General features: G+C 67.9%; 10 protein-coding genes and 2 pseudogenes. 8 read left to right on the forward strand and 4 right to left on the reverse strand.

The window, feature by feature from the left end:
• Window positions 1–2,544 carry an ATP-binding protein gene (locus tag ACE1OC_RS04015; RefSeq protein ID WP_407835833.1) on the forward strand — a complete coding sequence of 848 codons (2,544 nt, stop codon included), beginning with the start codon at window positions 1–3 and terminating at the stop codon, window positions 2,542–2,544.
• Window positions 2,545–2,603: 59 nt separating this feature from the next.
• Here ACE1OC_RS04015 and ACE1OC_RS04020 read toward each other — a convergent pair whose 3' ends face one another.
• The gene (locus tag ACE1OC_RS04020; RefSeq protein WP_407835834.1) at window positions 2,604–3,794 is read right to left on the reverse strand and encodes a cytochrome P450; all 1,191 of its coding nucleotides are present in this window, start codon (window positions 3,792–3,794) and stop codon (window positions 2,604–2,606) included.
• 182 nt (window positions 3,795–3,976) lie between these two features.
• On the opposite strand from ACE1OC_RS04020, the gene ACE1OC_RS04025 reads away from it, so the two are divergent.
• The gene (locus ACE1OC_RS04025; RefSeq protein ID WP_407835835.1) at window positions 3,977–4,663 is read left to right on the forward strand and encodes a GbsR/MarR family transcriptional regulator; all 687 of its coding nucleotides are present in this window, start codon (window positions 3,977–3,979) and stop codon (window positions 4,661–4,663) included.
• Between the two features lie 17 nt (window positions 4,664–4,680).
• Here ACE1OC_RS04025 and ACE1OC_RS04030 read toward each other — a convergent pair whose 3' ends face one another.
• The gene (locus ACE1OC_RS04030; RefSeq protein ID WP_407841475.1) at window positions 4,681–7,158 is read right to left on the reverse strand and encodes a sensor histidine kinase; all 2,478 of its coding nucleotides are present in this window, start codon (window positions 7,156–7,158) and stop codon (window positions 4,681–4,683) included.
• 556 nt (window positions 7,159–7,714) lie between these two features.
• Window positions 7,715–7,879: pseudogene (locus ACE1OC_RS04035) on the reverse strand (pirin); the annotation flags it as partial.
• A gap of 95 nt (window positions 7,880–7,974) precedes the next feature.
• Here ACE1OC_RS04035 and ACE1OC_RS04040 point away from each other — a divergent pair.
• The 6 genes and pseudogenes from ACE1OC_RS04040 (at window position 7,975) to ACE1OC_RS04065 (ending at window position 12,582) form a co-directional block, all read left to right on the forward strand.
• Window positions 7,975–9,129: a tyrosine-type recombinase/integrase gene (locus ACE1OC_RS04040; protein WP_266448520.1), complete on the forward strand. Its 1,155-nt coding sequence runs from the start codon at window positions 7,975–7,977 to the stop codon at window positions 9,127–9,129.
• A gap of 211 nt (window positions 9,130–9,340) precedes the next feature.
• Window positions 9,341–9,535 carry a helix-turn-helix domain-containing protein gene (locus ACE1OC_RS04045; protein ID WP_266448518.1) on the forward strand — a complete coding sequence of 65 codons (195 nt, stop codon included), beginning with the start codon at window positions 9,341–9,343 and terminating at the stop codon, window positions 9,533–9,535.
• 48 nt (window positions 9,536–9,583) lie between these two features.
• Window positions 9,584–10,738, forward strand: a complete 1,155-nt coding sequence (locus ACE1OC_RS04050) for a tyrosine-type recombinase/integrase (protein WP_407835836.1) — start codon at window positions 9,584–9,586, stop codon at window positions 10,736–10,738.
• A gap of 270 nt (window positions 10,739–11,008) precedes the next feature.
• Window positions 11,009–11,169, forward strand: a pseudogene (locus ACE1OC_RS04055) (IS630 family transposase); the annotation flags it as partial.
• A gap of 234 nt (window positions 11,170–11,403) precedes the next feature.
• Window positions 11,404–11,832, forward strand: a complete 429-nt coding sequence (locus ACE1OC_RS04060) for a DUF6153 family protein (RefSeq protein WP_266494620.1) — start codon at window positions 11,404–11,406, stop codon at window positions 11,830–11,832.
• Between the two features lie 87 nt (window positions 11,833–11,919).
• A complete protein-coding gene (locus tag ACE1OC_RS04065) occupies window positions 11,920–12,582 on the forward strand; it encodes a hypothetical protein (RefSeq protein WP_266494617.1) in 663 nt (220 codons plus the stop codon).
• Between the two features lie 42 nt (window positions 12,583–12,624).
• Here ACE1OC_RS04065 and ACE1OC_RS04070 read toward each other — a convergent pair whose 3' ends face one another.
• Window positions 12,625–12,867, reverse strand: a complete 243-nt coding sequence (locus ACE1OC_RS04070; protein WP_266448504.1) for a hypothetical protein — start codon at window positions 12,865–12,867, stop codon at window positions 12,625–12,627.
• Window positions 12,868–13,352 lie beyond the last annotated feature (485 nt).

Here is a 13,352-nt window from a genome sequence, read left to right on the forward strand (position 1 = left end):
ATGGGACGCGGCAAGTTTCGTATCTACCTGGGCTCGGCCCCCGGCGTCGGCAAGACGTACGCGATGCTCTCGGAGGGCCACCGCCGGGTGGAGCGCGGCACCGACGTGGTCGTCGCCTTCGTGGAGCACCACCACCGCCCGCGCACCGAGGTGATGCTGCACGGGCTGGACCAGATCCCACGGCGCGAGCTGGAGTACCGGGGATCCTCCTTCACCGAGATGGACGTGGACGCCATCCTCGCGCGGCGCCCTGCCGTCGCGCTTGTCGACGAACTCGCCCACACCAACGTCCCCGGCTCCCGTAACACCAAGCGCTGGCAGGACGTGGAGGAACTCCTCCGGGCCGGCATCGACGTCGTCTCCACCGTCAACATCCAGCACCTCGAATCGCTGGGCGACGTCGTCGAGACGATCACCGGCGTGCGGCAACGGGAGACCGTCCCCGACGAGGTCGTACGGCGCGCCGACCAGATCGAGCTGGTCGACATGTCCCCGCAGGCCCTGCGCCGCCGCATGGCCCACGGCAACATCTACAAGGCCGACAAGGTCGACGCGGCCCTCTCCAACTACTTCCGCCCCGGGAACCTCACCGCCCTGCGCGAGCTCGCCCTGCTCTGGGTCGCCGACCGCGTGGACGAGTACCTCCAGGAGTACCGCGGCGAGCACAACATCCGCTCCACCTGGCAGGCCCGCGAACGCATTGTCGTCGGCCTCACCGGCGGACCGGAAGGCCGTACGCTCATCCGCCGCGCCGCCCGCCTCGCCGAGAAGGGGTCCGGCGGCGAGGTCCTCGCCGTCTACATCGCCCGCAGCGACGGGCTGACGGCGGCCTCCCCCAAGGAACTCGCCGTCCAGCGCACCCTGGTCGAGGACCTCGGCGGCACCTTCCACCACGTCATCGGCGACAACGTCCCCGACGCGCTCCTGGAGTTCGCCCGCGGGTGCAACGCCACACAGATCGTTCTCGGCGTGAGTCGCAGACGATCCTGGCAGTCCGTCTTCAGCCCTGGCGTGAGCGCCACCGTCGCCCGGGAATCAGGGCCCGACCTCGACGTCCACATCGTCACCCACGACGAAGCCGCCAAGGGCCGCGGACTGCCCGTCGCACGCGGCGCGCGGCTCGGCAGACTCCGAGTCGTCTGGGGCTGGCTGACCGGTGTCGTCGGCCCCGCCCTGCTCACCGTCCTGCTGAGCCAGGTCGTTCCCGAGCTCGGGCTCGCCAACGACATGCTGCTCTTCCTCACCTTCACGGTGGCGGCGGCGCTCCTCGGCGGGCTGCTCCCCGCGCTCGCCTCGGCGGCCTTCGGCTCCCTGCTGCTCAACTACTACTTCACCCCGCCGCTGCACGAGTTCACCGTCTCCGACCCCAAGAACATCGTCGCCATCGCGATCTTCGTCGGCGTGGCCGTGTCCGTGGCCTCCGTTGTCGACCTGGCCGCCCGCCGCACCCACCAGGCCGCCCGGCTGCGTGCCGAGTCCGAGATCCTCTCCTTCCTCGCCGGCAGCATCCTGCGCGGTGAGACGGCCCTCGACGCACTGCTGGAGCGGGTCCGCGAGACCTTCGCCATGGAATCCGTGGCGCTGCTGGAGCGCGGTACGGATGTCGAACCGTGGGCTTGTGCGGGCAGCACCGGGCGGAATCCGGTCGCCCGTCCCGAGGACGCCGACGTCGACATGCCCATCGGCGAGAACATGGCCCTGGCCCTGACCGGCCGGGTCCTGCCGGCCGAGGACCGGCGCGTCCTCGGGGCATTCGCCGCCCAGGCAGCCGTCGTACTCGATCGCCAGCGCCTGGTCGACGAGGCCGAGGAAGCCCGCCGCCTGATCGAGGGCAACCAGATCCGCACCGCCCTCCTCGCCGCGGTCAGCCACGATCTGCGCACCCCGCTCGCCGGAATCAAGGTGGCCGTCACCTCCCTGCGCGCCGACGACGTGGAATGGTCCGAGGAGGACCGCGCCGACCTCCTGGAGGGAATCGAGGACGGCGCCGACCGCCTCGACCACCTGATCGGCAACCTCCTCGACATGTCCCGCCTCCAGACCGGAACCGTCGTCCCGCTCATCCGGGAGACCGACCTCGACGAGGTCGTCCCGATGGCACTGGCCGGGGTCCCCGACGACAGTGTGGCCCTCGACATCCCCGAGACGCTGCCCATGGTCGCCGTGGACCGGGGCCTGCTGGAACGGGCCGTCGCGAACATCGTCGAGAACGCCGTCAAGTACAACCCCACCGGTGAAACCGTCCTGGTGTCAGCCAGTGCTCTGGGCGCTCGCATCGAGGTCCGTGTCGTGGACTGCGGGCCCGGGGTCCCCGACGAGGCGAAGAACCGGATATTCGAACCGTTCCAGCGGTACGGAGACACCCCCGCGGGCGCCGGGGTCGGGCTCGGCCTGGCGGTCGCCCGGGGCTTCCTCGAAGCCATGGACGGCACCCTGACCGCCGAGGACACCCCCGGCGGCGGACTCACCATGGTGATCACCCTGCCCCTCAAAAGCGGGGCAGCGCGGGCGCTCCCCGACCTCCCGGACGAAGCCACGACCTGAACTGCCGCCTCCCGGCCGGCGGCGCCGACGCGTTGAGGACCTCCTCAACGCGTCGGCGGTCACACGTCCCAGGTGACCGGGAGGCTCTTCACCCCGTGGATGTCCGCGGTCTCCGGGCGCACGGCAACGTCTTCGGCCGGTACGGCCAGGCGCAGCGTGGGGAATCGGCCCAGCAGCGCGGAGAACGCGACCCGCATCTCGACACGGGCCAGCTGCGCGCCCAGGCACAGGTGGATGCCGTGGCCGAAGGCCAGGTGCCCGCCGGAGTCCCTGCGGAGGTCGAGCTCGTGGGGGTCCGCGTAGCGCTCGGGGTCGCGGTTGGCGGTGTTGTAGGACAGGACGACCGTCGTGCCGGCCTCGATGGTCTGGCCGCCCACCTCGACGTCCTCCAGTGCCGTCCTCATGAACGACTTGGCGACGCTCAGGTACCGCAGGAGCTCCTCCACCGCCTGGTCCACGAGTGCCGGATCGGCGTGCAGGGCTGCCAGTTGCTCCGGGTCCTGCAGCAGTGCGAAGGCACCGAGGGCCAGCATGTTCGCGGTGGTGTCGAATCCGGCGGCCAGCAGGATCAGGCTGATCCCCTGCAGCTCCTCATCGGTCAGGTCACTGTCGGTGAGTTCGCTGAGCACGTCGTCGGTGGGGTTCGCGCGCTTCGCGGCCACCAGCTTCGCGAGGTAGTCCTGGGTCGCGGTGTAGGCCGCCAGCAGCTCCTCGTCGCCGGTCTCCCCGTTCATGAACTTGTCGATCTGTTCCTGGAACGAGGCCCGGTCCTCGTACGGCACTCCCAGCAGCTCACAGATGATGATGGTGGGGATGGGCTTGGCGAAGGCGGTCACCAGGTCCGCCGACGGCCCGGTCGCCTCCATGGCGTCCAGGCAGTCATTGGTGATCTGCTCGATGCGCTCGGTGAGCAGCCGCATCCGCCGCGCGGTGAATTTGCCCACCAGAGGTTTGCGGTAGCGCCCGTGCTGTGGTTCGTCCATGAGGAGGAACTCCCCGGGCGGCGCCGGAGGGATCTCGAAGTCGACCACGTTCAGCAGCTCCTTGCGCGAGCTGAACCGCGGGTCGGCCAGGACCGACCTGACCAGGTCGTATCCGGTGATCATCCAGCCGGGTTTCCCGCCGGGGTGGGTGTAGCGGCTGATCGGACCGTGCCCGCGGGCTTCGATCAGTTCTGCCGGCGGGTCGAAGGGACAACCGGGCTGGCGCTCCGTCGGCAGCGTCGTGACAGTGTGGAGAGATTCATCCATGACCATTCCTCAGCTCGCGATAGTGCGCGTTTGATGTTTCCCGAAAGCTACGTCGCCTTCGGGGTCACTGCAATCCCTTGAAAGGCATAACTGCAGCTGGATGGCGTCGAATTGATGCAACCACGCTGACCTCGAATGCAATGCACCGTTGCACTACCGGCGGCGAAAGCGATACTGGCGACATGCCTGGAGGACGGTTGACGCAGCAGGAACGCCAGCGCATCGCGGCTGGACTCTCCGACGGGCTCTCCTATGCCGAGATCGCCAGGCGGCTCGACCGGTCGACCTCGACGATCAGCCGGGAGGTCGCACGCAACGCCGGCGCCGGCGGCTACCAGCCCCAGCAGGTGCACCGCGCGACGGTCCAGCGGGCGCAGCGCGGCACACCCGTACCACCGCGCGCAGCCGGAACACCCGCCGGAGTGCCGGAGAGCGCGATGGCAGAGGAGATCATCGAGCTGGCGGTCAGGGCAGGAATGCCGAGGATGACGGCGCGCGTGCACGTCGACCTGTTGCTGTCCGAGGACGGCAGGCGCACCGCAACCGAGCTGACGCACAGGCTGAAGGTCAGCCCAGCCTCCATCTCCGTGGCCGTGAACTTCCTGGTCCAGCAGGGGTACGTCCGGCGCGAGCGCGATCCGCAGCGGCGTCGCGACATCTACGTGGTCGACGACGAAGCCTGGTACCACGCGATCGTGATCAGCTCGCGGCAGACGCGCGCGTCGGCGAAGGCCGCGATGGCGGCGGCCGAGACGCTCGGGCTGGACACGCCCGTGGGGCAGCGGCTGGCCAAGGTGGGTACGTTCCTGGATCGGGTCGTCGAGGACATGAGGGAGTCGGCCGACCGCTGGCGCGCCCTCCTGACGTAGATGGGGCGGCCGCACACCTAGACGGGAACCGGAAGAGCAGCCGGCAGCGACAGGGTCATCGTCAGGCCGCCTCCCGGGGTGTCCTCGGCGGTGAGCGTGCCACCCATCGCCTCGGCGAGACCTCGGGAGAGCGCGAGGCCGAGCCCGACGCCCGTGGTGTTGTCGGTGTCACCGAGGCGTTGGAAGGGCACGAAGGCGTTCTTGCGGTCCGCCTCGGGGATTCCGGGCCCACGGTCGACGACCCGGATCTCGACGCGGTCGTCGAACGCGCTCGCCGTCAGCAGCACATGGCGCCCGGGCGGGGTGTGCCGGGCGGCGTTGCTCAACAGGTTGGCGACCACGCGCTCCAGAAGCGGTGGATCGGCCAGCACGGACGGGACATGCTCGAGGTTCTGGGCATCGACGGTTGGCGCGTCGGTGGGCAAGCCGTCCAGTGCTGCCGGCAGTACCTCCAGCAGGTGGGTGGCCCGCAGGTCCAGCTTCAAGGCCCCGGCCTGGAGTCGGCTCATGTCCAGGAGGTTCTCGACGAGCCGGTTGAGCCGGGCCATCGACTCGTCGGCGGTGGCGAGGAGTTCGTCCCGGTCCTCCACGCTGAACTCCACGTCGCGGGCGCGCAGTGACTCGATGGCCGCCCAGCCTGCGGCAAGGGGGGTGCGCAGGTCGTGGCTGACCGCCGCGAGGAGGGCGGTACGCATCCGGTCGGCGGCCTTGACGGGTTCGATCTCGGCGGCCGCCTCGGCGAGCCGGGCCCGCTCGACCGCGACGTTGACGTGCGCGGCGAAGGCCGCCAGGACTCTCCGGTCGGAGGCGGGCAGCGGACGTCCCCGTAGGACGAGACGCGCATCCCCTCCCACCGGGACCTGAACGACGGAGGCGTCGCCCTCGACCGGGCGATCGGCGAGTTCCACCGAGTCCATGCCGAAGGTCTCTCTCGTCCGTTCCAGGAGTGCCGGAACGGCCTGGTCTCCCCGCACGATGGAGCCGGCCAGCGAGGACAGCGTTTCCGCCTCCGCTGTCGCCCGGGCGGCCCGGCGCGACAGCCTCATCGACCGGTCGACGGCTGCTGCGACGGTCCCCGCGACCACGGCGAACACCATCAGAGCGAGGATGTTGTTGGGCTCGGCGATCGTGAACTCGCCGACCGGCGGGATGAACCAGTAGTTCAGCAGGAGTGACGCGGTCAGGGACGCCACCAGCGCCGACACCACTCCGCCCACGCACGCCACCCCGACCACCGCCAGCAGGAACAGCAGGGCCTCACTGGTGAGGTTGAGGCTGCCCCGGCTCTGGTCGAGCAGGAAGGTGAGGGCGAGCGGGAGCACAAGACCCAGGACCGGTCCGGCGATCAGCCGGGACGTCGGCAGCGTCCGCCGCCTCGACGGCAACAGCCTTCCACCGCCCGCCCGTTCGTGGGTGACCGTGTGCACGTCGATATCCTCGGAGAGGCCGACGATCGTCTCACCCGTGCCCCGCCCGGTCAGGAAGCGCTCGACGCGACCGCGCCGGCTCGTGCCGAGGACCAGCTGCGTGGCGTTCTCGGTCTGGGCGAACTCGGTGAGCGCCGTGGGCACGTCGTCGCCGACGAGGGAGTGGTAGCTGCCGCCGAGGCTTTCGACGAGCGCCCGCTGGCGTACCAGTGCGGAGGCCGATGCCCCTACGGCGAGGCCGTCACTGCGCGCTATGTGCACGGCGAGGAGGTCTCCGCCCGCCGATCGGGCGGCGATCCTGGCCGCCCGACGGATGAGCGTGTCGCCCTCGGGTCCGCCGGTGATCGCGACGACCACCCGTTCCCGGGTCTCCCACACTCCCCCTATCCCGTGGTCGGCCCGGTACTTCTGCAGCGCCTCGTCCACCCGCCCCGCGACCCACAACAGGGCGAGTTCCCGCAGCGCGGTGAGGTTTCCGATCCGGAAGTAGTTGGACAGTGCCGCGTCCACCCTCTCCGGCGTGTAGATGTTCCCGTGCGCCAGGCGCCGTCGCAGCGCCTCGGGCGGCAGGTCCACCAGCTCGATCTCGTCGGCCCGGCGTACCACCGCGTCCGGCACGGTCTCGTGCTGCGACACCTTGGTGATCTTCTCGACGACGTCGTTGAGGGATTCCAAGTGCTGGACGTTGACGGCGGTCACCACGTCGATTCCGGCCGCCAGGAGCACCTCCACCTCCTGCCAGCGCTTGGCAGGACTCCCGCCGGGGACGACGGAGTGGGCGAGCTCGTCGACGAGCGCCACCTCGGGCCGCCGCTCCAGGACCGCATGCAGGTCCATCTCCTCGAACCGGCTGCCCCGGTAGGTGCGTTCCGCGCGCGGAACGATCTCCAGACCGGCCAGCTTCTCCTCGGTCAGGCGGCGTCCGTGGCACTCGACGAAGGCGACGACCACATCCGTCCCTCGGTCCGCCCGGCGCCGGCCCTCATCGAGCATCCGGTAGGTCTTGCCCACACCGGGGGCCGCTCCGAGAAAGACCTTCAGTCTTCCGGGCCTGGCAACCGCCTCCACCACGACACGCGCCTCCTCACGTCAAAGAACACGCCCCGATCCGCGCAGAGGGCTTCCCCGACCGGCAGAGGCACACAAGTGCTGCTGACGATCATCATCAGGTGAGAATCGGCCGGATCACGGCCTGGCGGGAACACCTTGACGCTGCCCTGACACGCTCCATGCGGATATGGCGAAGTCGGTGCGCCGGGAAGTCCGGTCGCCGCGACGACGACAGGCAGACGGCTGCCGAACGCACCCGGCCCAGGGATCCTCCCGGCGTCGAGGACGGCGTCGCACTCGCCGAGCTCCTCGCGACGATCCGGCTGCGGCGTGACGCTCCGTACAACACGTTGCGCCAGGCATCGACGGGCTCCGCTCTGCACCCCGGAGCGAATGCCTGAGCACTCGAACACCTGACGAACCGACACCGAAGTCAGCATTGGGTCACACCTGGGAATCACCGGAGGGGTGCAGGCGGCGTCCGCGAGCCGCCTGCACCCCTCCGGCGGAACGATCCGGCGAGGGCCCTGGAGGGCACTCTTAGACGAGCTTGGCCGGCCCGGAAACCTGCAGGTCAGCGCACCCGTCCCCGCGCTTTCAGGGGCACCGGCGGGAGTTGCGGCGCGGGGATCGGGGGGCCGTCGTAGCCCTTCACTTCGCCGTAGCGGGTGCCTTCCATCCAGTCCTTGCGCGCCTGCACGATCTCGTCGTTGGAGCGCCCGATCCAGTTCCAGAACAAAGCGCGGCACAACAACGTTTTCGCAGGTCAATTGGGCCTCGGATAGCTGAAGGTCAGCAAACCGTCAGCATCGGTATCCGAGGAGTCCCAGGCTTATGGCAGCCAAGACACTCGCCCGCGGAATGGGCACCTTTTACAAGGACTGTGAGCACCCCGCATCCCGCTGGGCGAAGTGCCCGCACTTCTACAAGGTCCGCTACAGAGGCCCCGGCGGGAATCAGGTCGAAGAGTCGGGCTTCCTGGACCAAGACAAGGCCATCGCACGACTGACCAGTGTCTACAACGCGAAGAAGGCCGCCCCGGCGAACCAGGCGAAGAGCGAGCGCATCGAGAAGTACGGTCAGATGCGGTTCCGCGAGTACACCACCGAGTGGAAGGCTGGCCAGCGTCACCTTGCCGCGGCGTCGCTCAGCCACCTCAACTCGCTCCTCCAGCACCACATCTTCCCCGCCCTCGCGACCCGTCGGATGAGCACGTTCGACCACAAAGTGGTGGACGGCTTCATCCGGACCATGGAGCGCAACGGCGTTGGCCTGGCCGCACAGTCCAATGCGTACGACAAGCTGAAGTCGATACTCCTCGACGCGCATCGCCTGGGCCTCTTCGACGACAACCCCCTCCTGGGCGTCAAGCCGCCTCAGTACGACCCCAAGCGTGCCGTCATCCCCTCCCCTGCGCAGCTCCAGGCCCTGCGCGGCGCCGGGGACGATGTGTTCCGACTCGTAGTGGAACTCATGAGCGGCTGCGGCCTACGCAACGGCGAGGCTGCTGCGGTCAACGTCAACAACATCGTGGCCGACGACGTCTACCGCGTCACCGAGCAGGTCAACCAAACAACCAAGAAGTACGACCGCCTCAAGCACCGCAAGCTCGGCGAGTACCGCGACGTCCCGCTTCCCCAGCGGACCAAGAACGCCATCGAGTGGTACGCCGAAAAACACGGCACCACCGACGGCTACCTACTGCGCCATCCGCAGGACTCCGGCCGTCCCTTCCAGCCGTACCTCCTCCAGAACCAGTGGCAGCGGCTCAAGAGACGAGGCGAACTCGACATACCCGAAGGCATGGTCATCTACAGCCTCCGTCACTTCTTCGCCTCGAACTGCCTCAGGCACAACATCCCCATCACCGACGTCGCCGAGTGGATGGGACACAACAACATCGACATCACCTTCAAGATCTACCGACACCTCATGCCCGGCTCGATCGGCACAGCCGCCAAACTCCTCGACTCCGGCCTGGCCGCGTGACGCGCACATCCACCGTCGAGCTCTCTCGAAGCAGCCTGCGGAACGAGCCAGGGGAAGAACGCCTCCCGCCAACCGCTGGGCGCACTGTCCAGCCCTGGCCGCGGCAGTCCGACGGCCGACCCTTCGTACATAGCCGATGATCCCCGGTCAGCCAAACCGGGGATTCTCCACACCATGGACTTCACGACGTCCTAGCCAACGGAGGGGCACCATGCCGGCGCAGTTCATGACCGCGAAGGAACTTGCAGAACATCTCAACATGTCGCTGGTCTGGGTCTACCGAGAGGCCTCGAGATCGGGTCTGACGCCCTACAAGTTCGGCACGGGCCGCAACGCCAAGATCCAATTCAATGTGTCCGAGGTTCAGACATGGATCGGGCAGCAGAAGCTGCCCAGTGCCGCGTAACCCAACTGCAGCTGGAAGCACGCCCTCGGAACGAAGGAAATTCACACGGTGACAACGAGGAACCTGGCTCGCGGGATGGGAACGTTCTTCAAGTCATGCGATCACCCACAGGCCAGGTGGTCGAAGTGTCCACACGACTACAAGATTCGATTCCGAGGCCCATCGGGGCGCCAAATTCAGGAATCTGGATTCGGAACTCAAGAGAAGGCCATCGGGAGACTTACCGAGGTCTACGACACCAAGAGAAAGAAACCTCACAGCCAGGCGAAAGCCGAGCGCATCGAAAAATACGGACGCATGTCGTTCAGCGAGTACGCCGCCCAGTGGCGAACCGGGCAGCGCCATCTGGCCGAGTCTTCAGCCAAGCAGCTCGACTCCTTGCTGGCAAACCACCTTCTGCCAGCCCTCAGAAGCAGGCGCATGAACAGCTTCGACCACAAGGTGGTCGAGGACTTCGTACGAAATATGGAGACCGCCGGCGTCGGCGTGGCCACACAATCGAACGCCTTCGATAAGCTTGCTTCCATCCTGCTTGATGCACATCGCCTGGGCATTTTCGACGAGAGCCCTCTACGTGGCGTCAAGCCTCCCCAGTACAAGCCGAGCCGTAGCGTCATCCCGACTCCGAGCCAGCTTGCAGCGATACGATCCGGCGGTGACGACTCCTTCCAACTGCTCGTCGGTCTGATGAGTGGCTGCGGGATGCGCAACGGCGAAGCCGCCGCGGTCAACATCCGCAACATCGTGGCCGACGATGTCTACCGGGTAACCGAGCAGGTCAACCAGACCACCAAGACGTACGGCCCGCTCAAACACCGAAATCCTGGCGAGTACCGCGACGTCCCGCTACCTGCGAGCGTCAAGGACGCCATCGAGTTGTACGCCAACAGGTACGGCACTATCGACGGCTACCTCCTCCGGCACCCCAAGGACGCCACCCGACCGTTCCCGCCATATCTCCTGCAAAACCAATGGCAGCGGCTCAAGAAGGGGCAGGAACTCACCATCCCTGAAGGCGTGGTCATATACAGCCTCCGCCACTTCTTCGCCTCAAACTGCCTCATGCACAACATCCCCATCACCGACGTCGCCGAATGGATGGGACACAAAAGCATCGACATCACCTTCAAGATCTACCGACACCTCATGCCCGGGACGGTCGGGCAGGCAGCCAGGGTCCTGGACCTGGGTCTGGCCGCCTGAACTCAACACCTCGCGCAGCCGATCGTCTTGCCCTGCCTCGGGCCAATCGAGACCGGACACAGCAATAGGTCCTGCGAGCGACTCCGCCCGGCCACCTCGTGCACCATGACTGATCCCCAAAAATCGGCTGAGGAGCGGGCGTCGTACGACTGGGCGGGGCGGGCGATCACGCGGCACCGGTCGGAGATCCGGGCTGCGTACGGGTTCCGGGAGTCCAGCGAGGATGACCAGGCGTTGCTGGCAGAGTGGCTGAGGACGATGAGAGAGGGGGCCCACGTCAAGCGCAGCCTGGCCAACCTCGCCGTCACGGCTCTCGACCGGCTAGAAACTCTGGTGCGAATCGCCTCAAGCGCCTTCAGTGCCGGCCCGACACCCTCGACGGCTTCATAGCAGGAACGGGCCTCGCCCTCGACGCCCCGACGTCACCCTGACAAGCCGAAGTCAGTATCGGCTTCCCGCCTCGGTGGGCTGGTCGTCTCGACCACCGCCCGCCCTCGAAGACGACCGCAACCCGGCTCCGAGCCACGGGACCAGCCAGCACGGTACAGCCCACACCGTGGGACGCCGCGCAGACGCGTCCACACCTGGTGTTATCTTCCTCCCAGTCCGGGTGGGGACGCCCCTGTTGGCATTCCCGCTACCAAGCCCTCCTATGGTTGGGAAGCGTGATCTCAGGCAAGGTCCGCCGCGGCCATCACACGGGAGTGTTGCTGCGGGCAACGCTCCTCGCGGTGGTGCTTGCCCTCTTCGCGATGCACGTCCTGGCCTCACATCAGCCAGACCACAGCGGGCACGCCGCCGCGTTCCCGCTCATCGACGCAGGGGACAAGGCTCAGCACGCTCACTCGGACGTCGCCCCCGGGGACGCCACCAAAACACCGGCCAGCCCGGACGGCGAACCCCCCTGTGACCACGGCGGAATCGGAGAGAGCTGCCTGGCGCTGCTGTACATCGTCGCTGCCCTGTTCACGTTCGTCCTCAGGCACGGGGGCTCCAACGGCGTCCTCCGTCGATGGGCAGCACGCGCCCATCCCTGGATCAGCCGCACCGGCGACCCACCATGCCTGCACCGACTTTCGATCCTGCGCTGCTGAGAGCCGCACCAGCGTGACGCCGCACCACTGGCGCCGGCGCGGCTTCTGCCTGCTCTCACCCACCAAGATCCGAAAGGCCCTACCCGAGTGACCACCGTTCTCGAGCCCGAGCGCCACCAGACTCCCGCCACGAAACATCGCCGCCCCGCCTTCGACAAGAAGTCACTCCCGGCTCGCTACAGCGGCCAGATGCTCTACTTCTTGGGCGCCGCCCTCATCGCCGGCGCCGTCGTCCACTACCCGATCAATCCGCCGCTGTACGCGATCATCTGCGTCGTCGGCGCCTTCGTGTTCCTCCTCGGCACCATCGTCAACGAGTTCGTGCTGGCCGACGAGCGTCCGGTGCTGAGCCAGGCGGTCTCGCTGGTCGCGTTCTCCCTGCTTCTGTCCTTCGGTGTCGGCATGGTCGGCGGCGGCATCCAGCACTTCGAGCAGTTCCCCGAGCGCAGCGCCTGGATGACCCCCCTCGGCCTGCTCATGTCGTACGTCGCGTTCGTCGCCAAGGACTCCAAGGGCCGCTGGCGGCACCTCGTCACCCCGTTCGCGGCCGGCGTCGTCGCCCTCGCGGTCCTCGCCTGGCTGGGCATGACCGCCCTCGCCGGCACCATCAGCTCCGATGGCCAGAGCCACGACCACGGCTCCACGACCCAGACCCCCGCAGAGCCGGACCAGGCTCCTGCTGAGCAGGGCCCCCCGGCCGAGGCACCCGCCAAGCCGGCAAAGGATGGCCACACGTCCCATAGCCACTGACCCCGGCCCGGCACCTCGTAGCCGTTCTGCTTGCACTTGCCGTCAGCGGGCTCGGGATGCGGCGTGCTCGCGGGCGCGCAGCTCGGCGAGGCGCTCCTCCAGCCGGTTCTCCTCGCTGGTGATCTTCCCAAGCTCGCCGCGGCGGTGATGTTGATCAGGTCCGCCGGCCGTTTCTTCGCCGCGCCTCCTTGCGGATCGCCCGCTCGGCGATCCGCCGGGCTCCGCCTGGTCGTACGCCACGCCGACCCGCCTGCGGACCAGGCCCCGGTGGTGCTTGTCCGGCACCGTGCCCGTAGTACCGCCAGGACTTCTCCCGCCCCACCACCGGGGGCTGATCCCCGGTGGTGGGATGGGGCGGGTCGCGGACGGCATTCCGCTCAGGATGCACGTGGCCCGCGTGGTGTGCGCAGACGCTTCCGTGTGGTGTGCGGAGTGGCCCATTTCTCTCGCCTCTTCCTGCCCCGTCCAGAGCGAGCCCACCTGGCCCGATACCTCACGCCATATACCCCTTTGGGGATATATGGCCAGGAGTCTTCTTCAGTTGACCGGGACGGCTCGGCAGCCGGCCCGTTCCACGGCCGCGAGCAACTCGTCCGTGTGCGCGGCACCTGGGTGATCGAGCTGGACCACGGTGCCCATGACACGGAGCGCCGGTGTTCTTTTCCCCTTGAAAGGAAAAAGAACACCAGCCCTCGCGTACCCGCCGGTCCGGGTGCCGACGGACAACGGGCCGGGCAGCGGCACCACCGTCGCCTTCTCTCGGGGAAGTT

The sequence above is a fragment of the Streptomyces stoeckheimensis genome (assembly GCF_045822005.1).
Taxonomy (GTDB): domain Bacteria; phylum Actinomycetota; class Actinomycetes; order Streptomycetales; family Streptomycetaceae; genus Streptomyces; species Streptomyces stoeckheimensis.

Bases quoted from the DNA above. Each gene is read 5' to 3' on its own strand.
- ACE1OC_RS04045 (WP_266448518.1), top strand. From the start codon at position 9,341: ATGCCGGCGCAGTTCATGACCGCGAAGGAACTTGCAGAACATCTCAAC.
- ACE1OC_RS04020 (WP_407835834.1), bottom strand. From the start codon at position 3,794: ATGGATGAATCTCTCCACACTGTCACGACGCTGCCGACGGAGCGCCAG.
- ACE1OC_RS04015 (WP_407835833.1), top strand. From the start codon at position 1: ATGGGACGCGGCAAGTTTCGTATCTACCTGGGCTCGGCCCCCGGCGTC.
- ACE1OC_RS04025 (WP_407835835.1), top strand. From the start codon at position 3,977: ATGCCTGGAGGACGGTTGACGCAGCAGGAACGCCAGCGCATCGCGGCT.
- ACE1OC_RS04040 (WP_266448520.1), top strand. From the start codon at position 7,975: ATGGCAGCCAAGACACTCGCCCGCGGAATGGGCACCTTTTACAAGGAC.